Raw genomic sequence first — 23,017 nt, 5'->3', positions numbered from 1 at the left:
CGCGAAACACCTGCTACGCGGAAGCCGTCCCGCCGAGCGCATCGACGAGGATCCGCGGATCGATATCCAGGTTCTCGGCGGAGACCGTGCGGCGCCGGAGCTTGCCGCCGTCCTGCCGAGTGAAGACGACGAGGGGCGCCTGCAACAGACCGGATGCCGGGCGGATCTCGGCGGTCGTGCCTTCGCGGACCCACTGCTCAGCACGCACCCGGGGAGCAGAAGCAGACGGTCGTTCGAGGGCGGGAAACTGCACGCTCGTCGGGGTGATCGCGACCGCGATCTCGGGCATACGCGGCCGCCGCCTGATCTGACGCACCCCCAACGCGCCGATTGCCAGAGGGACCACGAGCGTCACCGCGAGCACGAGTGCCGCGGTCACCTGTCCGTCCGCGGCCACGACCGCAATCGGCAGCAGCGTGACAAATCCCCACACGACCGCCAGAGCGATCGCCGCGATGCCCTGCGCGCGCACGGCCTTTCGCAGAGTCCGTTCGACCGCCGCACGCTTTTCTTCGTCGTAGCGTGCGACGACAGACGTGTCGGAACTCATCGCCTGCCCCTCCGAGAGCGGTTCGCGTTACCGTCCGTCTCAGCGGACTGCGCAGACAGATCTCCGCGCTCTCGCGACACGAATTCCCCGACCTGAACGGTCATCAAACATCTCCCCCCGAAGCGAGCCCCACTGTATACGGAGTCACCGTCCGTCCGGGAGACGCTCACGCCCCCACCGCGCGGCCGGGGCCGCGCGCCGTTCGCTCAGTTGTTGAAGCGGAACTCCACCACGTCGCCGTCCTGCATGACGTAATCCTTGCCCTCGAGGCGAGCCTTGCCCTTCGCGCGGGCCTCGGCGACCGAGCCGAGCTCGACGAGGTCGTCGAACGAGATGACCTCGGCCTTGATGAAGCCCTTCTCGAAGTCAGTGTGGATGACACCGGCCGCCTGCGGCGCCTTCGCGCCCTGCGGAATCGTCCAGGCGCGCGCTTCCTTGGGGCCGGCGGTGAGGTAGGTCTGCAGGCCCAGCGTGTCGAACCCGATGCGGGCGAGCTGGTCGAGACCCGACTCGTCCTGGCCGGTCGACGCGAGCAGTTCGGCGGCGTCCTCGGGGTCGAGGTCGATGAGCTCCGACTCGATCTTGGCGTCGAGGAAGACGGCCTTCGCAGGGGCGACCAGAGCGGCGAGTTCGTCCTTACGCGACGGGTCGGTGAGCACGGCCTCGTCGACGTTGAAGACGAAGATGAAGGGCTTCGCGGTCAGCAGCCCCAGTTCGCGGATCGGCGAGAGGTCGATTCCGGATGCCGACAGCAGCACGCCACGCTGGAGGGCGTCCTGCGCGGCCTTGGCGGCCTCGAGCACCGAGGGGTCGAGCTTCTTGCCCTTGACCTCTTTCTCGTACCGGGTGATCGCCTTCTCGAGCGTCTGGAGGTCGGCGAGCTGGAGCTCGGCGTTGATGGTCTCCATGTCGTTCGCCGGGTTGACCGAACCGTCGACGTGGACGACGTCGTCGTCGGCGAATCCGCGGACGACCTGCGCGATGGCATCCGCTTCCCGGATGTTCGCGAGGAACTGGTTGCCGAGGCCCTCGCCCTCGCTCGCGCCGCGGACGATTCCGGCGATGTCGACGAACGACACCGCAGCGGGCATGAGCCGCTCGCTGCCGAACACGTCGGCGAGCTTCTGCAGGCGCACATCGGGAAGGTTCACGACCCCGACGTTGGGCTCGATGGTGGCGAACGGGTAGTTCGCCGCGAGCACCGAGTTCTTGGTCAGAGCGTTGAAGAGGGTCGACTTTCCGACGTTGGGAAGGCCGACGATTCCGATGGTAAGAGCCACGGGAGTCCAGGTTACCCGGCTCGGAGCCCGGTCACCGCGTCACGGTCGCCGTGCGCGGAAGGCGTGGGTGACGTACGGCAGGGCGACGGAGCCTCCGTCGGCGAGTTCGGGGACGGATGCCACGACCCCGTCGACCGCGGCCTCGATGCCCGCGCGCTTCTCGGGGCTGGCCGTGATGATGTCGCTGCGCGAGACGACGAGGTCGCGCAGTTGCGGCAGGGTGATGCGCCTCTCCCACGACCATTCACGGTGCTCGAGCTCGCCGTAGGGCTCGGCGACGCGCGGACCGGTCGTGGCGAGGAGGACCTCGGCGTTCGACCCGCCCATGGCCGCGGTGAGCCGCCGCACCCAGTCGACGCGGTCGTCACGGATGTTCCAGATGAGCCCGAGTACTCCCCCGCTGCGCAGCACGCGAGCGGTCTCTCGCGACGCCGGCTCGACGTCGACCCAGTGCCAGGCCTGGCCCATGACGACGGCGTCCAGACCGGAATCGGGCAGGGGCAGATGCTCGGCCGTGCCGACGAACGTGGGCACGCCCCGCGCGTTCTCGCGCAGGGTCGCGAGCATGTCGGCATCCGGATCCACGGCCACCACGTCGGCGCCGAGCTCGGCGACCGCGCGAGTGAGCTTGCCCGTCCCCGCCCCGACGTCGGCGACGCGCAGCGCGCGGCCGGCCTCGCGCACGGGTTCGAGCAGCCACGCCACGGCCTCGGCGGGATACCCGGGCCGCCCGGATTCGTAGGCGGAGGCCGCCTGCCCGAACGAGGTCGACTTCTCGCGATCGGTCATGCCCCGACCCTACGCCGCCCCTCCGACCCACGTCCTCCCCAGCCCCGCGGTCACGACGCAGGGACTTCGGCCGGCGTCGGGTAACCGCAGCCACCCCTCGGTCCTCGCCGGCACGCATCTTTCTGCGGAACGTTCCAGCGACCGCCGCCGGAGCGAATCGGCAGACCGGATGCCGCCGACCCCGGCGCGCCTCTTCGCCCCCACGGGAGCGCGGGTGAGGGTGGAGTCGTGGCTCTGGACTTCACCGCGATCGACTTCGAAACGGCGAACTCCAGCGGCGCGTCCGCGTGCGCGGTGGGTCTGGCCCGCGTCCGGAACGGCCGCGTGGTCGCCACGGCCGCCTGGCTCATCAAGCCACCGCCGGGCCACGACCACTTCGCCCCGATCAACGTCGGGATCCACGGCATCCACCCCTCCGATGTCGTGAACGCGCCCGATTGGACGACGCAACTCGAGCGCCTCACCGCCTTCGCGGGAGCCGACGTCCTGGTCGCGCACAACGCCGGTTTCGACATGTCGGTGCTGCGCCGGGCGTGCGCGGCGACCGGCGACGAGTGCCCGCCCTACCGCTACATGTGCAGCGTGCAGATGTCGCGCAAGACCTACACGCTCGACTCCTACCGGCTCCCGCTCGTCGCCGAGGAAGCCGGCTGCTCCCCGTTCGCCCACCACGATGCCCTGGCCGACGCCGTCGCCTGCGCCGAGATCACGATCGACTGCGCCCGCCGCGCCGGCGCCGACGACGTGCACGCCCTCGCCGCGCACCTGGGCGTCCGTGTATCGCAGATCGCGGCGGAGCCGGTCGAGCGCGCCGTCGCCTGACGCCTCTCGGCCCGTCTTTCCGGCGATGTCGGAGGTCTGGTGCAAGCTGACCCCATGGATGCCATCGCTCTCGTCTTCGTGATCCTCGCTCTCGTCGTGGGCGTCGTCGGCGGGTGGTTCGTGGGTTCTTCGCGGACCGCGGCCCGCGCCGCTGAAGAGCAGCGAACCCTCGGCGCCCGCGTCGCCGCCGCCGAGACCGCGCGGGCGGGCGTGCAGGCGCAGCTCGACCACCAGGTCGCCCTGTACCGCGAGCTCGTGGGGCAGTCGCGCGCGGATCAGGCAGCCCGCGAAGAACGCGAGCGTCGCGAGCAGACCGTCCTTCGCGCCCTCGACCCGGTGCGCGAGACGCTCGATGCGATGCAGCGCAAGGTCGACGGCCTCGAACGCGACCGGGTCGAGCAGTACACCGCGCTCGGCGAGCAGCTGCGCCTGTCCCGCGAGGCCGACGAGGCACTCCGCGTGACGACCGAGTCGCTCGCCTCCGCGATGCGCTCCGGAACCACGCGCGGCGTCTGGGGCGAGACGCAGCTCCGCCGGGTCGTCGAAGCCGCCGGCCTCACGCGCTACGTCGATTTCGACCTGCAGACGGCGATCTCGAGCGACGCCGGAGCCGGTCGCCCCGACATGGTGGTGCGCCTCCCCGGCGGCAAGTCTTTGGCGGTGGATGCCAAGGTCCCCCTCGATGCGTATCTGCAGGCCAGCGCGATCCCCGTCACGGCGCACGGCGACGACGGAGCCCGCCGCGCCGCATTCCTGACCAAGCACGCCCGCGCGGTGCGCGCCCACGTCGACGCCCTCGCAAAGAAGGCGTACTGGGCGGGGCTCACCACGAGCCCCGAGTTCGTCGTGTGCTTCCTGCCGAGCGAGTCACTGCTGGCCTCGGCCCTCGACGAAGACCCGACGCTGCTCGACTACGCGTTCACGCGCCGCGTCGCCCTCGCTTCGCCCGTCAACCTCTGGGCGGTGCTCAAGACCGTCGCGTTCACGTGGACCCAGCAAGACGTCTCCGACGAGGCGCGCACGCTCTTCGCCCTGGGCACAGAGCTCTACGAGCGCGTCGGCAAACTCGCCGAGCACGCGAACGACCTGCGCCGCGCGATCGAGAAAACGGTCGACAGTTACAACCGGTTCGCCGGATCGCTCGAGACACGTGTGCTCGTCACGGCGCGGAAGTTCCCCGGCATCGACGAGACCAAGCTCGATGCGGTCGCCGCTCCCGTCGCGATCGAGGCGACTCCCCGCCGATGGACCGCGCCGGAGATGATCGAGAACCTCGATGGCGCCGGCGAAGCCACCCCGTCACCGGTCGAGACGGCCGAGGCGGCCGCGAGGGCCGACCTGGGTGTCATCCGCCAGCGAGCGGGACTGGCCGACACGGAGTCGTGAGCGCAAGGCCCGACACGCGCGATGCTCGAACCCTTACCGGCATCGAGCCGGGCACGAGGGCCGAGAATGCGGGAGCCGCCGTCCGGGAGGCCGGCTTCCGAAAGACGAGAAGGTTCAGGCCCCGCCGGGAACCCAGCTCAGCAGGCTCACCACGGCCGCGGAGACGGCGACGAACGCGCCGACCATCCACCACGCGCTGACCTCGTGACCCTCGTCGCGCCGGACGCGCAACAGCACGTCGGGGCGGCGTGCAGGGTCGACCGCGCTGGCGATGACCGCCTGTGCACCTGTCTGAGGTGCGGTCTGATTCGTCGGAGCTGCTGCCATGGACGATCCCCCTTCGGGTCTCGGAAGAACACAGCGTCGCCGTTGACACTCCTAGAGATTCTGCCAGACAGGGCTTCCGTTACCGGTCACGCTTGCGTCACGACACGCCCGGCTGTATCTGCACGTCGAGGCGACGACCGTGCGCCTCTCGCCGAACGCCGAAACAGCACCCCGCTGATGTCACGGCTGCCCCGGGCGACCGCTCCGTCCGCGAGATGCTGTCTCAGGAAACGACGAATTCAGCGCCGCGGCGTCACAGCCACTTCGACGTCAGGTGCTCGGACGAGATGCGGCGGAGCGTTCCCGAGGCGCCGCGCAGCACGACGCTCTCGGTGTAGATGAAGTCGCCATCGCGGCGGACTCCCTGCACGAGCTGGCCGTCGGTCACGCCCGTGGCGACGAAGATCGTGTTCTTGCCCTTCACCAGACCATCGGCTTCGTAGACCTGGCCGTCGACGTCGAGGCCGGCATCCCGACCCTTCTCCTTCTCGTCGTCGGTCCGCGGGGCGAGCACGCCCTGGATGTGACCACCCAGCGCCTTGATCGCGCACGCGGTGACGATGCCCTCGGGGCTGCCGCCGATGCCGACGCACATGTCGGTGCGGGCGTTGTGGCGGGCGGCGTTGATGCCGCCGGCGACGTCGCCGTCGCTCATGAGGCGCGTGCCCGCCCCCGCCTCGCGGATCTCGGCGATGAGCTTCTCGTGACGCGGACGATTCAGCACCGACACGACGATCTCGTCGACGGGCTTGCCGAGGGCCTTGGCCAGCAAGCGGATGTTCTCGGCGATGGGGAGGCGGATGTCGACGACACCGACACCGGCGGGCCCGGTGACAAGCTTGTCCATGTAGAAGACGCTGGACGCGTCGAGCATCGTGCCCTGGTCGGACACGGCGATGACCGACAGGGCGTTCTGGCGGCCCGCGGCCGTGAGCGAGGTGCCGTCGATCGGGTCGACCGCGACGTCGCACTGGGGCCCGCGGCCGCTTCCGACGCGCTCTCCGTTGTAGAGCATGGGGGCGTTGTCCTTCTCGCCCTCGCCGATGACGATCGTGCCGTCGAAGTTGACGGTGCTGAAGAACGCACGCATCGCGTCGACGGCTGCGCCGTCGGCGGCTTCCTTGTCGCCGCGGCCGATGAAGGGGACGGCGCGGATGGATGCCGCTTCGGTCGCCCTCACCAGCTCGAGCGCCAGGTTCCGGTCGGGGTGCAAAGGGCTCATGTCGGCAGTCAGGCTCACCATGGGGCCACTGTATCCAGCGATCCGGTGACAATCGCGGGTTTTGACCGGACGTGCAACGAAGGAATCGCCGTTCTTAACGGATCAGCAGAACCGCCCGGTTCCTGCCGCGCCCGCACCGTCACGATCCGGCGGCTTCGCTAGAGTGACGGTGTCCCGACAACACCAAGGAGCACCTCCATGCCCGTCGCTTCCCCTGAGCAGTACGCCGACATGCTGGACCGCGCGAAGGCCGGCGGCTTCGCGTATCCCGCGATCAACGTCTCGAGCTCGCAGACCATCAACTCGGTGCTCCAGGGCCTGACCGAGGCCGGCTCCGACGGCATCCTCCAGGTCACCACCGGTGGTGCCGACTACTTCGCCGGTCACACGGTCAAGGCCCGCGCCACCGGCGCCCTCGCCTTCGCCAAGTACGTGACCGAGGTCGCGAAGAACTACCCGATCACGGTCGCCCTGCACACCGACCACTGCCCCAAGGACGCCCTGCCCGGCTTCGTCCTTCCGCTGCTCGAGGCCTCCGAAGAAGAGGTCAAGGCCGGTCGCAACCCGATCTTCCAGTCGCACATGTGGGACGGCTCGGCCGTTCCCCTCGACGAGAACATCGACATCGCGGCGGAGCTCCTCCCCCGCATGAAGAACATCAACGCCATCCTCGAGATCGAGGTCGGCGTGGTCGGCGGCGAAGAGGACGGCGTCCAGCACGAGGGCTCGAACGAGGCCCTGTACACGACGGTCGCCGACGTGACCAAGGCCGTCGAGCGCCTCGGCCTCGGCGAGAACGGCCGCTACATCTCGGCCCTGACCTTCGGCAACGTGCACGGCGTGTACAAGCCCGGTGGCGTCAAGCTCCGCCCCGAGCTGCTCGGCGAGATCCAGGAGGGCATCGCCGCGAAGTTCGGCACCGGCCCCAAGCCCCTCGACCTCGTCTTCCACGGCGGCAGCGGCTCGACCGACGACGAGATCGCCCTCGCCGTCGCCAACGGCGTCGTGAAGATGAACATCGACACCGACACCCAGTACGCCTTCACGCGCTCGATCGCGGGCTACATGTTCTCGAACTACGAGGGCGTGCTCAAGCTCGACGGCGAGGTCGGCAACAAGAAGCAGTACGACCCCCGCGCCTGGGGCAAGGTCGCCGAGTCGGCGATGGCCGTCCGCGTGGTCGAGGCCACGAAGCAGCTCGGCTCGTTCGGCCACTCGAAGAGCTGACACCTCGTCATCCCGCGAACGCCCCGGCTCTCCCGCCGGGGCGTTCGTCGTTTCCGGTTGCCGCGCCTCGGCCCCCGCCGCTGTCCCGGCATCCCCCGCACGCGCCCCTCCTGCACGCCGAGACGGCATCTCGCTGACAACCGGGTGTCAGCCTGCAACGGACGAGTCAGCGAATTGCCGTCTCGCGCCACCGGCGAGGCAGGACGCCCCGCGCGATCGCACAGCCGAGCGCGGGTGCGCCGACCGGGGCCGGACGCGCCTCAGCTGCGGTACACCTCGAGCACCGTGGGCGCTCCGTGGGGCGACGAGAGCACCTCGATGGCATCCCCCGCTCGGATCTCTCCGGCGCGACGGACACGCAGGTAGGCGCCGAGGCGCCCCTCGTCCGAGAAGCGCTTGACCCAGCCACGCGCTGCCGACCCACCGACCCACCGGGCGAACGTCGCACAGGGCGTTCGGGGCATCGTGACCTCGAGCTCGACGGTGTCGCCGATGCGCCAGACCTCGCCGATCCGCGCTCCGTTGACGTCGAGTCCCTCGACGCGGAGGTTCTCGCCGAACCATCCCGGGCGCAGCTCCCGATCGAGCTCGCCCTCCCAGAAGTCGGCGTCGTCCTGGGCGTACGCGTAGACGGCCTTTTCCGGCCCGCCGTGGTGTTTGCGGCTCGCTTGCACGTCGGAGCGGAGGCCGAGCTTGCCGACGCGGACCTTCCCCTCGAGCGGACGCTTGTCGATCGCCGTCACCCCGATCGACCCGGAATCCGGGCACAGGCTGTGAACGACGCAGACGGCGACGAGTCGAGGCATGCGTCGATGCTAGAGCGTGCGGCGGCGGCGCGCGGACGCGGCCCTCAGTCGAACTCGCGCCGCATCACGACCGTGTCGCCGTCGAGAGAGCGGATCTCGACCGCGCCGATGTTCGAGGCGGAGAGGTCGGTCCCCGCGCTCAGTTCGGTGGTCGAGCCCGGGTCGGCGCGCCAGGTCGAGAGCACGCTCGTCGTCCCCGAGTCGTCGGTGATGGCGAGAGCGTAGGGCCAGCCCCCGGGCGGGGCGTCGAGCACCTGACCGGTGTACTGGCACACGAGGTCGATGCGGGTCCCCCACGGCGCGGAAGTGAGCTTCACCGAGGCCTCGAGGGGTGCACCGGCGACGTCGTCGAGGGCGTAGACGGTACCCGCCGACTGCTGCATCGCACTGTTCACGGCGAACACGCTCGGCACCGCGACCGCCACCAGGGCGATGGATGCCGCGAGCGTCCACGCGGTGATGCGCCGCTTCCGGCGACGCCGCGCGACCTCGACCACGCGTCCGCGCAAAGACGGATCGGGCGAGGCGAGCGGAATGGGGCCCGTCGTCGCACTGAGCGCTCGGGCGCGTTCGGGCGACAGTCGCGAGAGGAGTCCCGCGGTCGGAGCCAATTCTGCGACGGAGGCGCGACAGATGGCGCACACCGCCAGGTGCGCTTCGAATTCGGCGCGGTCGGAGGCGCACAGCGCTCCGAGCACGTAGGCGCCGTCCGACATCGACAGACGTTCGTGATCGTCGTTCATCGGGTCACCCCCCTTTCCTGCAGCGCGAGCCGCAATGCCCGCACCGCGTAATGCAGTCGCGATTTGACGGTGCCCGTCGGGATGCCGAGCTCGTCTGCCGTCTGTGCGACGCTGCGTCCGCCGTAGTAGGCGCTGACGATGACGGCGCGGTGATCGGGTGTGAGGGTGGCGAGCGCCTCCTCGACCAGAAGCGCGTCGAACATCGCGTCGGTGTCGTCGTCGCGGACGGTCTCGGGGAGTTCGTCGACGGGCTGCTCGTGCCGGCGCCGCGCGCTCCGCGCCTCGTCGATGACGATGTTGCGGGCCACGGTGTACATCCACGAGCGCAGGGAGGCCGGGTCGTCGCTCATGACGCGTGGCGTACGCCACGCGCGCAGCAGCGTCTCCTGCACGACGTCGTCGGCGCCCGCGTGATCGCCGGTGAGGCTCACGACGTAACGCCAGACGGGGGTCGCGTGCGCGTCGTACAGCGCGGTCAGTTGCGCGTGGTCGTCTCGCACAGCGGCATCCCCTCTCCCTCTTCTTCTAGGAACACGGGATGCCGTGGGGTTCGGTTCAGTTCGAGACGGTGCCCATGACGGCCGTCAGGAACTGCGGGTCACTCGCCATGCCGATGAGCGACAGGACGGCCGCGATGACCGTCGAGACCAGCGCGCCGACGATCGGGATCCAGAACGAAATACGCCCGCGCCTCATGGACCGCCAGGTGAACATGGCGGTCAGAAGCCACCCGATCCCGGTGACGGCCGCGGCCGCCGCACCCCAGAGGTACCCGGCGGTCAGGTTGGTGAACGTCGCGTCGACCTGGAAGACCCGCGCGAAGTTGTTCGCGTACTCGGGGAAATTGAGCAGCTGGATGATCGTGGTGACGACGGAGAACAGCCCGTAGATCAACAGACCGAACGTCACGATCCGGTCGACCTGGCCGCCGCGGGTTGTGGGGGCGGGCATGGGCCCGGGCTTCGCCGCGGCGCGGGGTTCGGGGGCATGCTCCGGCTGCGGGGCCACGCCCGCCTCGAGGGCCTCGGTCACCTCCGGACGGCGGATGCGCGCCCGCTGCTCCTCGGGGGTGGCGTACTCGCCGTACTGCGGGCGGGGACGAGCCTCGTCCGCCGCGGACGGGGTGCGCGGGTCGACGTCGCTCACGCGCGGCCCCGGCCGCCCAGCGCGCGCTCGTCGCGCTTGCCGCTGGCATCCTGTCGTAGCTCCTTGGGGAGCGAGAAGATCAGGTCTTCCTCGGCGGTGCGCACCTCTTCGACGTCGCGGTAGCCGGCGCCGGCGAGCTCTTCGAGGACCTCGGTCACGAGCACCTCGGGCACCGAGGCGCCGCTGGTGACGCCGACGGTCTCGACACCCTCGAGCCACTCCTGCTTCACCTCGTCGACGTAGTCGACGCGGTAGGCGGCCTTCGCGCCGTGCTCGAGGGCGACCTCGACCAGGCGCACGCTGTTGGAGCTGTTCGCCGAACCCACGACGATCACGAGGTCGGCGCCGACGGCGACCTTCTTGATCGCGACCTGGCGGTTCTGGGTGGCGTAGCAGATATCGTCGGAGGGCGGATCCTGCAGCTCGGGGAAGCGCTCGCGCAGACGCCGCACGGTCTCCATCGTCTCGTCGACCGACAGCGTGGTCTGCGACAGCCACACGACCTTCGACGGGTCGCGCACCTCGATGGTGTCGGCGTGGTCGGGAGAGTTCACGACGGTGACGTGTTCGGGGGCTTCTCCGGCGGTGCCCTCGACTTCTTCGTGGCCCTCGTGGCCGATCAGCAGGATCTCGAAGTCGTCACGGGCGAAGCGCACGGCCTCGCGGTGAACCTTCGTCACGAGGGGGCACGTGGCGTCGATGGCCTGCAGACCCCGATCGGATGCCGCGGACACGACGGCCGGCGAGACACCGTGCGCGCTGAAGACGACGTGGGAGCCGGCGGGGACCTCGTCGACCTCTTCGACGAAGATCGCGCCCTTCTTCTCGAGCTCGGTCACGACGTGGATGTTGTGCACGATCTGCTTGCGCACATACACGGGGGCGCCGTAGCGCTCCAGGGCCTTCTCGACGGCGATGACCGCTCGGTCGACACCGGCGCAGTAGCCGCGGGGTGCCGCGAGCAACACCTTCTTCTTGCCCTGGACGGGGACGTCCTGAAGCCGCCCGCGTCGACCCGGGATGCGGGGAACGGGCAGGTGCACGGCAGGTGAGCTCACCCCTCGATTCTACGGGGGCGCCCCTGGACGACGGCCGAACCTCCCCGACGCGACCCGGCCGGATAGCATGGGACCTTCCCTCCCGAGAGACGTCCGGCTCTCGCGGCCCCCGCCGACGGCGTGCATCCCAGCGAGTGACATGACCTCTTTCCAGCCCGAGACCGTCGCAGGTCACGCCCCGCCCGCCGACAGCGTGCACCCCCGCGACTCCTCCACCGATGCCCCCACCTCGGTGTCCCGGCTGAACGACACGATCCGGGGCTTCATCGAGCGCTGGGGATCGGTCTGGGTCGAAGGTGAGATCACCTCGTTCAACCGCCGCGGCGGCAACGTCTTCGGGCGGCTGAAGGACCTCGGCACCGAGTCGACGGTGGCCTTCCGCATCTGGTCGAGCACGCTCAACCGGTTGCCCAAAGACCTCAAGGTCGGCGACCACGTCGTCGCGTGCGTGAAGGCCGACTACTTCCCGCGCACCGGAGACTTCTCGTTCGCGATCTCGGCGATGCGACACGTGGGCTTGGGCGAACAGCTCGAGCGCCTCGAGCGCCTGCGCGTGCAGCTGCGTTCGGAGGGGTTGTTCGACCCCGTCCGCAAGAAGAAGCTGCCCTTCCTCCCTCACTGCATCGGTCTCATCACGGGCGAGAACTCGGATGCCGAGAAGGACGTGCACCGCAACGCCGAACTGCGTTGGCCCCGCGTCCGTTTCCGCACACAGCACGCCGCCGTCCAGGGCGACCGGTGCGTTCCCGAAACGCTCGCGGCCCTGAGGATCCTCGATGCCGACCCCGAGGTCGACGTGATCGTGATCGCACGCGGCGGCGGGGATCCGCAGACGCTCCTCGGCTTCAGCGACGAGCGCCTGCTGCGTGCGGTGGCCGCGGCATCCACTCCGATCGTCAGCGCGATCGGGCACGAGAACGACCGACCGCTCCTCGACGAGGTCGCCGACGTGCGCGCCTCGACGCCCACCGACGCCGCCAAGCGCGTGGTCCCCGACGTCAGCGAGCAGCGGGCACTGGTCTCGCAGTTGCGCGCCCGACTGACCGGACGTCTCACCCAGCGCGTCCTCCACGACATCGCGCAGCTCGAACAGATCCGCTCGCGTCCCGCTCTGCGCAACCCGCACTCCCTGCTCACCTCCCGCGCGCAGGAGCTGTGGATGCTTTCGAACCGGGGGCGCGACATCGTCGATCGCCGCATCGAAGGAGAGCGTCGGCGCACCAGCGAGCTCGGGGCAGGGCTCCGCGCCCTCTCGCCGCTCGCCACTCTCGCCCGGGGGTACGCCATCGCCCAGCTCCCCGACGGCTCGGTGCTGCGCGACGCCGCCCACGCCCCGGCCGGAACCGCCCTGCGGCTCACGGTCGAGCAGGGAACCGTGGCCGCCCGTTCGGACGGCGCCGTGCCAGACGCCGTCGCACACGGCGCTTCCTCGGCCGACCTGGCCGGCTCCGCGGCATCCGTCGATCGTCCGCTCGACGACGAGGCACCCGGCGACGGGGTGTCGGTGGGGCGCGCCTAGAATGGATGCCATGACCGCGACGACCCCCGGCCCCGCCGTCGACGTCGCCACTCTGTCGTTCGAACAGGCCCGCGACGAACTCGTGCGCGTGGTCGCCGAACTCGAGCAGGGCGCCCCGACCCTCGAAGAGTCCCTCGCGCTCTGGGAGCGCGGCGAGAAGCTCTACGCCCGCTGCGAGGAGTGGCTGCTCGGGGCCAAGCGCCGCCTCGACGCCGCCCGCGGCGAGGGAGACGACTGATGGCTCGCGTCGTCGCGCATCTCGGCCGACCCGAGACCCCGCAAGAAACCGCCGACCGCAAAGCCGAGTCCTCGCGTCGGTACCGCTCGAGCAAGACGTTTCGCAACCTCATCGCGGCCCTGCTCGTGACGGTCGCGGTCGTCCTGGTCGTCGTGGCGGCCGTCCCCCGCGGCGAGCCCGCCCCCCGCCCCGAGATCGACGTGCCCGCCCTCGCGGCCGACATGCAGCGCGATCTCGGTCGGCCGGTGCTCTCGCCGTCTCTCGGCGAGGGATGGCGGGTCAACCAGGCCAGCACCGAGGGCGTCGGCGGCACCGAGGCGTGGACCATGGTCTACGTGCGATCGGGCGAAAGCGGGTTCCTCCGCGTCGCTCAGGGTCTCGACGCCGACGAGGCCTGGGTCGGTCAGGTTCTCGACGGCACGCGCAGCACCGAGACGACCGAGATCGACGGCATCACGTGGAACGTCTACCGCCCCTCGAACCCCTCGGGTACGGGCAACGTCGATTACGCCCTCGCCACCCCGGCCGGGCCCGACTACGTGCTCGTCTACGGCGATGCCGCCCCCGAGACCGCGGCCCTCGCGGCCGCCTCCGTCACATCGCAGATTGAGCAGTTGAGAGAGGTCCCGTGAGCGAGCGCATGAGCCCCCGTCAGGTCTGGCAGCAGATGGTGGAGGGCAACGAGCGTTTCGTCTCCGGCGCACCCGCGCACCCGCGTCAAGACGTGGAACGTCGCACCGAGCTCGCGAGCTCGCAGCACCCGACGGCGGCGCTCTTCGGATGCTCCGACTCGCGCCTCGCCGCCGAGATCATCTTCGACGAGGGCCTCGGCGATCTGTTCGTCGTCCGCAACGCCGGCCAGGTCATCTCGGACTCGGTCATCGGCAGCCTCGAGTACGCCGTGGGCGTGCTGGAGGTCCCCCTCATCGTGGTGCTCGCGCACGACGCCTGCGGAGCGGTCGGCGCAGCGATCGAGAGCACGGGCGTCGACGCCCCGACCCTCCCCGCGTACATCTGGCGCCAGATCGCCCCCATCGTGCCCGCCGTCCGCCGCGTTCAGCGCGCCTCGGCCGTGGACGGCCAGCTGCCCGACGTCGTCGACCCCGAGCTCGTGGGCCGCGAACATCTGCGCCACACCGTGGGCGAGCTGCTGCGCGCCTCCGAGCTGATCAGCGAGGCCGTGGCCGAGGGCCGCGTCGCCGTGGTCGGCGCGAACTACCGCCTCGACGAGGGCGAGGCCTTCCCCGTCGTCATCGTGGGCGATGTCGACGACCCGCGCGTCGACGACCCCCGCGTCGAAGACGCCCGCATCTGACAACCGAACGAACGACCTGGAGGAACGACGACGTGACCGACATCGAGTACCGCATCGAACACGACACCATGGGTGAGGTGCGGGTCCCCAAGGACGCCCTCTACGCCGCGCAGACGCAGCGCGCCGTCGAGAACTTCCCCATCTCGGGCTCGGGCCTCGAGTCGACGCAGATCGCGGCGCTCGCGCGCATCAAGAAGGCTGCCGCCCTCGCCAACAAAGAGCTCGGCACCCTCGACGGGGGCATCGCGGATGCCATCGCCCAGGCCGCCGACGAGGTCGTCACGGGCGCGCACGATGCGCACTTCCCGGTCGACACCTACCAGACCGGCAGCGGCACCTCGTCGAACATGAACATGAACGAGGTGCTCGCGACCCTCGCGACCCGCATCCTCGGCGACACGGTTCACCCCAACGACCACGTCAACGCGTCGCAGTCCTCGAACGACGTCTTCCCCACCTCGGTGCACATCGCGGTCACCCAGGCCCTCATCACCGACCTCATCCCGGCGCTCCAGCACCTCGCGACAACGCTCGAGACCAAGGCCGACGCCTGGAAGGGCATCGTGAAGTCGGGCCGCACCCACCTCATGGACGCCACCCCCGTCACCCTCGGTCAGGAGTTCGGCGGCTACGCGCGCCAGATGCGCCTCGGCATCGAGCGCGTCGAGGCCGTCCTCCCCCGCGTCGGCGAGGTGCCCCTCGGCGGCACGGCCGTCGGCACCGGCATCAACACCCCCCTCGGCTTCCCGCAGAAGGTCATCGAGCTGCTCGCGGCCGAGACCCAGCTGCCCATCACCGAGGCGAAGGACCACTTCGAGGCGCAGGCCAACCGCGACGGCCTCGTCGAGGCATCCGGAGCCCTCCGCACCATCGCGGTCTCGCTCACCAAGATCAACAACGACATCCGCTGGATGGGATCGGGCCCCAACACCGGCCTCGGCGAGCTGCACATCCCCGACCTGCAGCCCGGCTCCTCGATCATGCCCGGCAAGGTCAATCCGGTCGTGCCCGAGGCCACGCTCATGGTGTGCGCCCGCGTGATCGGCAACGACGCCACCGTCGCCTGGGCCGGCGCCTCGGGCTCTTTCGAGCTCAACGTCGCGATCCCCGTGATGGGTACCGCTCTGCTGGAGTCGATCCGCCTGCTCTCCAACGCGATGCGGGTGCTGGCAGACAAGACCATCGACGGCCTCGAGGCCAACGTCGCGCGCGCCGAGGCGTTCGCCGGCATGTCGCCCTCGATCGTCACGCCGCTCAACAAGGTCATCGGTTACGAGGCCGCGGCCAAGATCGCGAAGCACTCCGTCGCCAAGGGCATCACGGTGCGCGAGGCGGTCATCGACCTCGGCTACGTCGAACGCGGAGAGATCACCGAAGAGGTGCTCGACGCCAAGCTCGACCTGCTGTCGATGACCCACCCGGGCTGATCGACCGCACCCGCACATCCACGACGCCGAGGCGCGCCATAATCAGAGGATGAGCCGCACGCCGAGACCCGTCTCGACGCGCGTGCGTTTCCTCGGCGCGATCCTCGGCGTCGTGCTGCTCGGGATGATCATCGCGGGCGGCGTCACGTTCCTCGTGCAGAGCGAACGTGTCGTGGCCAATGCCGAGCGCCAGCTCGACGGTTTCGATTCGACGCTGTCGACGAGCAGCCAGGATGCCGCCGCCCTCGTCGCCGCGACCATCCCCGGCCGCACCGATGGCACGGTGGCGCTCGACGGCACCCGCGTGCTCGCGACGACGCCGGCCCCGCCGGGACTCTCCGTCGGCGACGACGCGGGGCTCGTGGCATCCCTCGCCGATCAGATCAGCCTCGGCAACGACCGGGGCCGCCTCGACAGCGATCACGGCCCCGTCCTGTACGCGGCCGTCGAGACGCGCGGCGGAGTCGTCGTGCAGGTCATCTCGATCGATCAGCGCATGGAGCTCGTCACGCTCTCGACCGTCACCTACGGGATCTCGGCGCTCGTGGTGCTGCTGCTCGTCGGGGTCGCCGGCTGGTTCGTGACGGGACGCCTGTTCTCGCCGCTCCGGCGTCTGCGCGACACCACCGACGCCATCACGATCGACGACCTGGGCACGCGCCTGCGCGCGCACGGGAACGACGAGATCTCCGACCTCACCACCTCGGTGAACTCGATGCTCGATCGCCTGGCGATGTCGGTCGACGCGCAGCGGCAGTTGCTCGACGACGTCCGGCACGAGTTGAAGACCCCCATCACAATCGTCCGCGGCCACCTCGAGATGATGAATCCCGCCGACCCCCACGACGTCACCGAGACGCGTGAGCTCGGCATCGCCGAACTCGACCGGCTCTCGCGACTGGTCGACGACATCGACACCCTGGCCGACGTCGAGAGCGGGGCGCTCGAGGCCGCGGTCATCGACGTCGGGGCGCTGACCGACCGCGTCGCCGAACTCGCCGGCGCCATCCCCGGCCACACGTGGACGATCGACCAGCGGGCTCGCGTCCGCATCCACGGCGACGCGGACCGCCTCGTGCAGGCGTGGCTCCAGCTGGCCGACAACGCCGCGAAGTACACCCCCGAGGGCACCTCGATCGAGATCGGCAGCACGGCCGACGACACGACGGCGCACCTCTGGGTGCGCGACCACGGCCCCGGCATCCCGCCCGCCGCGCGTCATCGCGTCTTCCGCCGCTTCGACCGGCTCTCGACCGGGCGCGGAGTGGACGGATCGGGGCTGGGACTGTCGATCGTGGATGCCATCGCCAAGGCGCACGACGGACACTGCACCGTCGGCGACACCCCCGGCGGTGGCGCGACCGTGGCCCTGCACATCCCCGTGACCGGGGCCCAGTCCCCCGCGGAGCTCCCGACGCCCGTGCGCGCCGGTGACGTCGTCATGCAGAGAGAGGCCACCGGATGACACGCATCCTCATCGCGGAAGACGAGGAACGCATCTCGGCGTTCGTCGCGAAGGGACTGGAGTCCGCGGGCTACCAGACCCTCATCGTCGCCGACGGGGCGGAGGCCCTCGACACCGCGCTCTCGGGCGACGTCGACCTGGTCCTGCTCGACGTCGGGCTGCCGACGCTCGACGGTTTCGAGGTGCTGCGGAGCATTCGCGGCCAGGGGTCGCAGATCCCGGTCATCATGCTCACCGCCCGCACGAGTACGAGAGACACCGTCGACGGGCTCGACGCCGGGGCCAACGACTACGTCGCCAAGCCCTTCAAGTTCGACGAGCTTCTCGCCCGTGTGCGGTCACGCATGCGCGAGCCGATGACCGTGGGGCCGATGACGGTCGCGCACGGAGACGTCTCGCTCGATGTCCTCGCGCGGCGGGCGACGGTCGGCAGTCGCGAGATCGACCTGAGCGCGCGCGAGTTCTCGCTGGCCGAGGAGTTCATCCGCCACGCGGGTCAGGTCCTCAGCCGCGAGCAGCTGCTCAGCCGCGTGTGGGGGATGGACTTCGACCCGTCGTCCAACGTGGTCGATGTCTACGTGCGATATCTGCGGGCCAAGATCGGCCAATCCCATATCGTCACCGTGCGCGGCGCGGGCTATCGCTGGGAATGACGCAGAAAACCCGAAAACCCCCGGCGGGGGAACCGGGGGTTTGGGGAGACGCCCACGGTGGTCTTCCGACTCACCCGAAGAGCGGTGACCTGCACGTGACGTTCTCGTGTTTTTCCTGGGGGAACCGCCGAGGCGGGTGACGAGGTTTCCCTCGTCGATGGCTCTACTCTGACGGGCCATTGTGAGAACCCGGCGAGCCCCGAATGAGAACCCTCTCATCTTCCGTCGCGGCCTCGTCCGGCGCCGGTCACCCCGATCGAGGCACGCCTCAGCCACTCCGGCACAGACGAAGAGGGGCCGGGATGCCACGGCATCCCGGCCCCTCTCTCTTCACCGTTACGAGAGCTCGCCGGCCTCCAGCAGCTCCGTCACGAGCGCGGCGATGGCCGAACGCTCGGACCGCGTGAGGGTGACGTGACCGAACAGACCGTGGCCCTTGAGCGTCTCGATCACCGAGGCGACGCCGTCGTGCCGACCGACACGCAGGTTGTCGCGCTGGCCCACGTCGTGCGTCAGCACCACGCGGGAGTTCTGGCCGATGCGGCTCAGCACGGTGAGCAGCACGTTGCGCTCGAGCGACTGCGCCTCGTCGACGATCACGAACGCGTCGTGGAGCGACCGGCCGCGGATGTGCGTGAGCGGGAGCACCTCGAGCAGACCCCGAGCGAGCACCTCTTCGAGCACGTTGCCCGAGACGACCGAACCCAGCGTGTCGAAGACCGCCTGCCCCCAGGGGCCCATCTTCTCGGCCTGGTCGCCCGGGAGGTAGCCGAGCTCCTGGCCGCCGACGGCGAAGAGGGGGCGGAAGACGATGATCTTCTTCTGCTGCTGACGTTCGAGCACGGCCTCCAACGCCGCGCACAGCGCCAGCGCCGACTTCCCGGTGCCGGCCCGGCCGCCGAGCGAGACGATCCCCACCTCGGGGTCGAGGAGCAGGTCGAGCGCGATGCGCTGCTCGGCCGAGCGCCCGTGCAACCCGAACGCGTCGCGGTCACCGCGCACCAGGCGGTACTCCCCCTTGCCGGTCACCCGGCCGAGCGCCGATCCGCGCTCGGAGTGGATGACGAGGCCGGTGTTGATCGGCAGCCCCTTCACTGTTTCGCTGACGCCCACTTCGGTCTCGTAGAGGTCGGAGATCTCATCGCCCGAGAGGTCGATCGAGGCGATCCCGGTCCACCCGGAGTCCATCGCCTGCTCGGCGAGGTACTCCTCGGTGCTCAGACCGAGGGATGCCGCCTTCACGCGCATCGGGAGGTCCTTCGACACCACGGTGACCTCGGCGCCGTCCTGCGCGAGGTTCATCGCGACGGCGAGGATCCGGCTGTCGTTGCCGCCGGTGCGCATCCCCGAGGGCAGCACCTGCTGGTCGGTGTTGTTCAGCTCGACGCGGAGCGTGCCGTCGGTCCCGACCGGGACGGGGAAGTCCAGGCGGCCGTGCTCGATGCGGAGTTCGTCGAGGTGACGCAGGGCCTGGCGGGCGAAATACCCGATCTCGGGGTCGTGACGCTTCCCTTCCAGCTCGGTGATCACCACGACGGGGATCACGACGGAGTTCTCGGCGAAGCGGAAGAACGCTCGCGGATCGCTCAGCAGGACGGAGGTGTCCAGGACGTACGTGCGAAGAGCCTGGTCGACTCCCGCTTCGGACTCGGTGCTCTCGACGACGTGACGCTGGTCGTACGGTGCTCGTGCAGTCACAACCCACTCCCGACCCGGGTGAATCACCCGGTTGTCACGAGTCGACCTGTGGGTCACGAGTCGCGATCCGAAGGTCGACTCGACCGGACTCCGTGTCCGATGTGATCACCGTACGACTCCGCGACACCCTCGAGGGTCGTTAACACGCCGCGAATATGACGAGTTCGTGAACAGCGCGTTCGCGCGGCTCGCGGCCGCGAAGTAGTTCACCGGATGCCGTGCGCCGGCGCCGCCGCGCGGGGCAAGTGTTACTGCCCGAAGCGTCGGTCGCGCGCCGCGAAGTCGCGGATCGCGCGCAGGAAGTCCACCTCGCGCAGGTCGGGACCGAGGGCCTCGACGAAGTAGAACTCCGAGTGCGCGGACTGCCAGAGCAGGAAGTCGCTGAGCCGCTGCTCGCCCGAGGTGCGGATGACGAGGTCGGGATCGGCCTGGCCGCCCGTGTACAGGTGCTCGCCGATCTGCTCCGGGGTGAGACTCGCGGCGAGCTCTTCGAGGGATCCACCCGACTGATCGTGCTTGGCGATGATCGAGCGCACGGCATCCACGATCTCGCTCCGACCGCCGTACCCGACGGCGAGATTGACGTGCAGACCCTTGTGCCCCCGCGTGCGCTCGGTGACCTCGTGCAACACCTCGGCGAGCTCCGTCGGCAGGCCCTCGGCGCGGCCCACGTGCTTGACCCGCCAGTTCGGCTCGTGCGAGAGCTCCGCGGCCAGCTCGGCGATGATCTCGAGCAGGTCCTGCAGCTCCTGACTGTCGCGCTTGACGAGGTTGTCGTTCGAGAGCAGGTACAGCGACACCACCTCGATGCCGAGGTCGTCGCACCAGCGGAGGAACTCGTGCATCTTGGCCGCCCCCGCGCGGTGACCGTGCGCGGCGCTGTCGTAGCCGAGCTGTCGCGCCCACCGACGGTTGCCGTCGATCATCATCGCGACGTGGTGCGGCACGGTGGCCGGCATGCGACGGCGAAGGCGCGAGATGTAGAGACGGTAGAGGGGGCCTCGCCCCTCGTTCTTCCGCATACGCGCCACCCGCCTACGCTACCGCGTCACGGGCGACGTCACGGGTCTGAAACGGGTGACGCTTCCTGGGGGAACGGTGAGCGGATCGCCCATGTACCACCCGGAGCATGGGGGCCGACGTAGGGTCGAAGCGTGACGAGCTCGCCCCCCGCAGACGGCCCCGACCTGCCCCAGCTCCCCCTCTTGGAGGCGGGCGCTCTGGGCGCGCAGGCCGATCTCAAGCCCACCTGGCGCGGCTGGATCCACGCGGGCACGTTCCCCGTCGCGATCGTCGCCGGCATCGTCCTGATCGCCCTCGCCCAGGGCACGCCCGCCAAGTGGGCGGCGGCGGTGTTCATGGTGACGTCGATGCTGCTGTTCGGCAACTCCGCGCTCTACCACCGCTTCCACTGGAAGCCGAAGACGCTGGCCGTGCTCAAGCGCATCGACCACGCCAACATCTTCCTGCTGATCGCCGGCACGTACACGCCCCTGGCCGTCCTGGCCCTGCCGACCCCCAAGACCACGCTGCTGCTGTCGATCGTGTGGGGTGGAGCGATCCTCGGCATCCTGTTCCGGGTCTTCTGGATCAACGCTCCGCGCTGGCTGTACGTCGCGCTGTACCTCGCGCTCGGGTGGGCCGCCGTGATGTACCTCGGCGACCTGCTCGCGGCGAACGTCGCGATGATGGTGCTGGTCGTCGTCGGCGGACTGCTCTACACGGCCGGCGCGATCGTCTACGCGCTCAAGAAGCCCAACCCGTGGCCGGGGCACTTCGGGTTCCACGAGATCTTCCACGTGTGCACCGTGCTGGCGTTCCTCTGCCACTGGACGGCGTGCCTGCTGATCTCGCTCGCCCCCGCGTACCACGGCGGCTGATCGCGCCACGCATCCCGCGCGAGTCGCCAGGATGCGTCGCCTCGGAAAGGTCTGAGGCGACGATCATCAGCGAGTCACACGGTGATGGCGATGCCGGACGCCGGGGCCTCCGACAACCGCTCAGTCGCGGGGAGCGGCCGGGTCGATGTCCTGGTCGTCGACTGCGCTGGCGTTCTCGGCGGCGCGCGCCTGCTCCTCGGCATCCAGCTCCGCATTCACTTCTTCGCGGTACCGACCACGGCGGATGCGACGCAGCATGTCCCACACGAGGAGGAAGACCGCGACGCCGATGAAGGCGATCGCGGCGAAGCCGAGCGGCCCGGGCGTCACGATCGACTCGTCGGGCGTGACGACCGGGGAGGGTGTGGTCGCGAGAGCGACGATCACGGAGTGCATGGAGTCCTTCGGTCCGGGCGGAAGCGCGTAGCCTGGTACTCCAGCCTAAAGCCCGGGGAGACCATGACGACGCAAGCCCTGCTCGATGACCGTTACGGGCGCACGCGGTCGCCCCGACGGCGCATCGTCGGCTGGTCGATCGTCGCGGTGCTCGCGCTCGGTGCCATCGGGTATCTCGGTTACACGACGTTCGCCAGCAGTGCCGCCTCGGTCACGGCCACAGACACCGGTTTCACCGTCACCGACGACAAGTCCGTCACGGCGAGTTTCCAGATCACCGCCCCCGTCGGCAAGCCGGTCGCCTGCGCCCTCGAGGCACGCGACGAAGACCACGGCACCGTGGGCTGGAGGGTCGTGCAGTACCCGGCATCCGACGACGCATCCCGCGCCTTCTCCGAGACGATTCCGACGCTCTCGCTGGCGACGACCGGTTTTGTCAACGCCTGCTGGGTGCCGTAAACTCGCGGGATCACGACGCGCCCCGGCTCGATGCCGGGGCGTTCGACATATCCCCCGCCGGCGGCCGCACGCGCGCCGTCAGCGCCTCGACGAAGGAGTACCCGTGTCCAACGACGCTCAGGTGACGTTCCTCACGCAAGACGCCTACGACCGCCTTCATAACGAACTCGAGCACCTCTCGACGACGGGCCGGGAAGAGATCGCCAAGCGCATCGAGGCCGCCCGCGAAGAGGGAGACCTCAAAGAGAACGGCGGCTACCACGCCGCCAAGGACGAGCAGGGCAAGCAGGAGGCCCGCATCCGTACCCTGCAGCAGCTGCTCAAGGACGCCAAGGTCGGCGAAGCCCCCGAGAGCCACGGCGTCGTCGAGTCGGGCACCGTCGTGACCGCGATCGTCGCGGGCGGCGAGGAGAAGTTCCTCCTCGGCAACCGCGAGATCGCGGCCAACTCCGAGCTCGACGTCTACAGCGAGGCCTCGCCCCTCGGCGCGGCCATCATGGGCCTCAAAGAGGGCGACAAGGGCTCGTACACCGCGCCCAACGGCAAAGAGATCTCGGTCGAGGTCGTCAAGGTCGAGACGTACTCGGGCCAGTAACCCGCCTGTCGCCCGC

The 23,017-nt window shown here is 69.7% G+C and carries 26 protein-coding genes; 13 read left to right on the top strand and 13 right to left on the bottom strand.

From position 1 onward, the window contains the following. Window positions 1-13: 13 nt before the first annotated feature. The 3 genes from ASE56_RS12175 to ASE56_RS12165 all read right to left on the bottom strand — a co-directional run bounded on the left by ASE56_RS12175 (window position 14) and on the right by ASE56_RS12165 (window position 2,619). Window positions 14-472 carry a hypothetical protein gene (locus tag ASE56_RS12175; RefSeq protein WP_156371707.1) on the bottom strand — a complete coding sequence of 153 codons (459 nt, stop codon included), beginning with the start codon at window positions 470-472 and terminating at the stop codon, window positions 14-16. A 284-nt stretch (window positions 473-756) separates the two neighbouring features. Next, entirely contained in the window at window positions 757-1,830 is a 1,074-nt protein-coding gene (ychF, locus tag ASE56_RS12170; RefSeq protein ID WP_056230077.1) for a redox-regulated ATPase YchF, read from the bottom strand. A 39-nt stretch (window positions 1,831-1,869) separates the two neighbouring features. Continuing rightward, the gene (locus ASE56_RS12165; RefSeq protein WP_056230074.1) at window positions 1,870-2,619 is read right to left on the bottom strand and encodes a class I SAM-dependent methyltransferase; all 750 of its coding nucleotides are present in this window, start codon (window positions 2,617-2,619) and stop codon (window positions 1,870-1,872) included. A gap of 228 nt (window positions 2,620-2,847) precedes the next feature. Here ASE56_RS12165 and ASE56_RS12160 point away from each other — a divergent pair, with 228 nt between their 5' ends. After that, window positions 2,848-3,441, top strand: a complete 594-nt coding sequence (locus tag ASE56_RS12160) for a 3'-5' exonuclease (protein WP_056230072.1) — start codon at window positions 2,848-2,850, stop codon at window positions 3,439-3,441. A 54-nt stretch (window positions 3,442-3,495) separates the two neighbouring features. After that, window positions 3,496-4,827, top strand: coding sequence for a DNA recombination protein RmuC (locus ASE56_RS12155; RefSeq protein ID WP_056230069.1), 1,332 nt, complete (start codon window positions 3,496-3,498; stop codon window positions 4,825-4,827). A gap of 114 nt (window positions 4,828-4,941) precedes the next feature. On the opposite strand, the gene ASE56_RS12150 is transcribed toward ASE56_RS12155, so the two are convergent. Next, window positions 4,942-5,154: a hypothetical protein gene (locus tag ASE56_RS12150; protein ID WP_056230066.1), complete on the bottom strand. Its 213-nt coding sequence runs from the start codon at window positions 5,152-5,154 to the stop codon at window positions 4,942-4,944. Window positions 5,155-5,407: 253 nt separating this feature from the next. Next, window positions 5,408-6,397, bottom strand: a complete 990-nt coding sequence (glpX, locus tag ASE56_RS12145) for a class II fructose-bisphosphatase (RefSeq protein ID WP_056230063.1) — start codon at window positions 6,395-6,397, stop codon at window positions 5,408-5,410. Window positions 6,398-6,574: 177 nt separating this feature from the next. On the opposite strand from glpX, the gene fbaA reads away from it, so the two are divergent. Next, on the top strand, window positions 6,575-7,603 hold the full coding sequence (fbaA, locus tag ASE56_RS12140; RefSeq protein ID WP_056230060.1) for a class II fructose-bisphosphate aldolase: 1,029 nt from the start codon (window positions 6,575-6,577) through the stop codon (window positions 7,601-7,603). 260 nt (window positions 7,604-7,863) lie between these two features. On the opposite strand, the gene ASE56_RS12135 is transcribed toward fbaA, so the two are convergent. From ASE56_RS12135 to ASE56_RS12115, 5 genes are read right to left on the bottom strand one after another with little or no spacing between them, the layout of a single operon-like run. Next, window positions 7,864-8,409 carry an MOSC domain-containing protein gene (locus ASE56_RS12135; protein ID WP_056230057.1) on the bottom strand — a complete coding sequence of 182 codons (546 nt, stop codon included), beginning with the start codon at window positions 8,407-8,409 and terminating at the stop codon, window positions 7,864-7,866. Window positions 8,410-8,453: 44 nt separating this feature from the next. Further along, a complete protein-coding gene (locus tag ASE56_RS12130; protein WP_056230053.1) occupies window positions 8,454-9,152 on the bottom strand; it encodes an anti-sigma factor in 699 nt (232 codons plus the stop codon). Beyond that, entirely contained in the window at window positions 9,149-9,652 is a 504-nt protein-coding gene (locus ASE56_RS12125) for a sigma-70 family RNA polymerase sigma factor (RefSeq protein WP_056230049.1), read from the bottom strand. The genes ASE56_RS12130 and ASE56_RS12125 overlap by 4 nt, the downstream gene beginning before the upstream one ends. 55 nt (window positions 9,653-9,707) lie before the next feature. Then, window positions 9,708-10,298 carry a DUF6264 family protein gene (locus ASE56_RS12120; protein WP_056230046.1) on the bottom strand — a complete coding sequence of 197 codons (591 nt, stop codon included), beginning with the start codon at window positions 10,296-10,298 and terminating at the stop codon, window positions 9,708-9,710. Continuing rightward, on the bottom strand, window positions 10,295-11,356 hold the full coding sequence (locus ASE56_RS12115; protein ID WP_176786405.1) for a 4-hydroxy-3-methylbut-2-enyl diphosphate reductase: 1,062 nt from the start codon (window positions 11,354-11,356) through the stop codon (window positions 10,295-10,297). Before ASE56_RS12115 ends, ASE56_RS12120 begins: the two co-directional genes overlap by 4 nt. 139 nt (window positions 11,357-11,495) lie before the next feature. Here ASE56_RS12115 and xseA point away from each other — a divergent pair, with 139 nt between their 5' ends. Genes xseA through ASE56_RS12080 form a run of 7 tightly spaced genes read left to right on the top strand, consistent with a single transcriptional unit; the run spans window position 11,496 to window position 17,973 of the window. Next, entirely contained in the window at window positions 11,496-12,875 is a 1,380-nt protein-coding gene (gene xseA, locus ASE56_RS12110; protein ID WP_082450580.1) for an exodeoxyribonuclease VII large subunit, read from the top strand. A 10-nt stretch (window positions 12,876-12,885) separates the two neighbouring features. Beyond that, on the top strand, window positions 12,886-13,113 hold the full coding sequence (locus ASE56_RS12105) for an exodeoxyribonuclease VII small subunit (RefSeq protein ID WP_174799685.1): 228 nt from the start codon (window positions 12,886-12,888) through the stop codon (window positions 13,111-13,113). Next, the gene (locus ASE56_RS12100) at window positions 13,113-13,745 is read left to right on the top strand and encodes a DUF4245 family protein (RefSeq protein ID WP_056230037.1); all 633 of its coding nucleotides are present in this window, start codon (window positions 13,113-13,115) and stop codon (window positions 13,743-13,745) included. The genes ASE56_RS12105 and ASE56_RS12100 overlap by 1 nt, the downstream gene beginning before the upstream one ends. 8 nt (window positions 13,746-13,753) lie before the next feature. Next, window positions 13,754-14,428, top strand: a complete 675-nt coding sequence (locus ASE56_RS12095; protein WP_143017995.1) for a carbonic anhydrase — start codon at window positions 13,754-13,756, stop codon at window positions 14,426-14,428. A gap of 32 nt (window positions 14,429-14,460) precedes the next feature. Further along, window positions 14,461-15,855 (top strand): class II fumarate hydratase, encoded by a 1,395-nt coding sequence (locus ASE56_RS12090; protein WP_056230029.1) that lies wholly within the window; start codon window positions 14,461-14,463, stop codon window positions 15,853-15,855. Window positions 15,856-15,904: 49 nt separating this feature from the next. Then, the gene (locus ASE56_RS12085; protein ID WP_056230026.1) at window positions 15,905-17,320 is read left to right on the top strand and encodes a cell wall metabolism sensor histidine kinase WalK; all 1,416 of its coding nucleotides are present in this window, start codon (window positions 15,905-15,907) and stop codon (window positions 17,318-17,320) included. Continuing rightward, the gene (locus ASE56_RS12080; RefSeq protein ID WP_056230022.1) at window positions 17,317-17,973 is read left to right on the top strand and encodes a response regulator transcription factor; all 657 of its coding nucleotides are present in this window, start codon (window positions 17,317-17,319) and stop codon (window positions 17,971-17,973) included. Before ASE56_RS12085 ends, ASE56_RS12080 begins: the two co-directional genes overlap by 4 nt. A gap of 336 nt (window positions 17,974-18,309) precedes the next feature. Here ASE56_RS12080 and ASE56_RS12075 read toward each other — a convergent pair whose 3' ends face one another. Both ASE56_RS12075 and ASE56_RS12070 read right to left on the bottom strand, forming a co-directional pair. Continuing rightward, the gene (locus ASE56_RS12075) at window positions 18,310-19,671 is read right to left on the bottom strand and encodes a PhoH family protein (protein WP_056230019.1); all 1,362 of its coding nucleotides are present in this window, start codon (window positions 19,669-19,671) and stop codon (window positions 18,310-18,312) included. Between the two features lie 248 nt (window positions 19,672-19,919). After that, on the bottom strand, window positions 19,920-20,693 hold the full coding sequence (locus ASE56_RS12070; protein WP_056230016.1) for an isoprenyl transferase: 774 nt from the start codon (window positions 20,691-20,693) through the stop codon (window positions 19,920-19,922). 132 nt (window positions 20,694-20,825) lie between these two features. Between ASE56_RS12070 and ASE56_RS12065 the strand changes: the two genes are divergently transcribed. Beyond that, window positions 20,826-21,551, top strand: a complete 726-nt coding sequence (locus ASE56_RS12065; RefSeq protein WP_056230012.1) for a hemolysin III family protein — start codon at window positions 20,826-20,828, stop codon at window positions 21,549-21,551. Window positions 21,552-21,671: 120 nt separating this feature from the next. Here the strand turns inward: ASE56_RS12065 and ASE56_RS12060 are convergent, their stop codons facing one another. After that, window positions 21,672-21,947, bottom strand: a complete 276-nt coding sequence (locus tag ASE56_RS12060; protein WP_056230009.1) for a hypothetical protein — start codon at window positions 21,945-21,947, stop codon at window positions 21,672-21,674. Window positions 21,948-22,010: 63 nt separating this feature from the next. Between ASE56_RS12060 and ASE56_RS12055 the strand changes: the two genes are divergently transcribed. After that, window positions 22,011-22,406, top strand: coding sequence for a DUF4307 domain-containing protein (locus ASE56_RS12055; RefSeq protein WP_056230004.1), 396 nt, complete (start codon window positions 22,011-22,013; stop codon window positions 22,404-22,406). A 103-nt stretch (window positions 22,407-22,509) separates the two neighbouring features. Further along, window positions 22,510-23,001 (top strand): transcription elongation factor GreA, encoded by a 492-nt coding sequence (gene greA, locus ASE56_RS12050; protein WP_056230000.1) that lies wholly within the window; start codon window positions 22,510-22,512, stop codon window positions 22,999-23,001. The last annotated feature ends 16 nt before the right edge of the window (window positions 23,002-23,017 follow it).

Origin of the sequence: Microbacterium sp. Leaf203 (assembly GCF_001421275.1) — a bacterium.
GTDB lineage: Bacteria > Actinomycetota > Actinomycetes > Actinomycetales > Microbacteriaceae > Microbacterium > Microbacterium testaceum_A.
The sequence above is the reverse complement of the archived record's forward strand: the minus strand, read 5'-3'. Positions and strand labels throughout refer to the sequence as shown.

Coding starts and splice junctions, on each gene's coding strand:
- ASE56_RS12080 (WP_056230022.1), top strand. CDS start 17,317: ATGACACGCATCCTCATCGCGGAAGACGAGGAACGCATCTCGGCGTTC.
- ASE56_RS12130 (WP_056230053.1), bottom strand. CDS start 9,152: ATGAACGACGATCACGAACGTCTGTCGATGTCGGACGGCGCCTACGTG.
- ASE56_RS12135 (WP_056230057.1), bottom strand. CDS start 8,409: ATGCCTCGACTCGTCGCCGTCTGCGTCGTTCACAGCCTGTGCCCGGAT.
- ASE56_RS12105 (WP_174799685.1), top strand. CDS start 12,886: ATGACCGCGACGACCCCCGGCCCCGCCGTCGACGTCGCCACTCTGTCG.
- ASE56_RS12060 (WP_056230009.1), bottom strand. CDS start 21,947: ATGCACTCCGTGATCGTCGCTCTCGCGACCACACCCTCCCCGGTCGTC.
- xseA (WP_082450580.1), top strand. CDS start 11,496: ATGACCTCTTTCCAGCCCGAGACCGTCGCAGGTCACGCCCCGCCCGCC.
- fbaA (WP_056230060.1), top strand. CDS start 6,575: ATGCCCGTCGCTTCCCCTGAGCAGTACGCCGACATGCTGGACCGCGCG.
- ASE56_RS12150 (WP_056230066.1), bottom strand. CDS start 5,154: ATGGCAGCAGCTCCGACGAATCAGACCGCACCTCAGACAGGTGCACAG.
- ASE56_RS12155 (WP_056230069.1), top strand. CDS start 3,496: ATGGATGCCATCGCTCTCGTCTTCGTGATCCTCGCTCTCGTCGTGGGC.
- ASE56_RS12070 (WP_056230016.1), bottom strand. CDS start 20,693: ATGCGGAAGAACGAGGGGCGAGGCCCCCTCTACCGTCTCTACATCTCG.
- ASE56_RS12100 (WP_056230037.1), top strand. CDS start 13,113: ATGGCTCGCGTCGTCGCGCATCTCGGCCGACCCGAGACCCCGCAAGAA.
- ASE56_RS12055 (WP_056230004.1), top strand. CDS start 22,011: ATGACGACGCAAGCCCTGCTCGATGACCGTTACGGGCGCACGCGGTCG.
- ASE56_RS12165 (WP_056230074.1), bottom strand. CDS start 2,619: ATGACCGATCGCGAGAAGTCGACCTCGTTCGGGCAGGCGGCCTCCGCC.
- glpX (WP_056230063.1), bottom strand. CDS start 6,397: ATGGTGAGCCTGACTGCCGACATGAGCCCTTTGCACCCCGACCGGAAC.
- ASE56_RS12085 (WP_056230026.1), top strand. CDS start 15,905: ATGAGCCGCACGCCGAGACCCGTCTCGACGCGCGTGCGTTTCCTCGGC.
- ASE56_RS12095 (WP_143017995.1), top strand. CDS start 13,754: ATGAGCCCCCGTCAGGTCTGGCAGCAGATGGTGGAGGGCAACGAGCGT.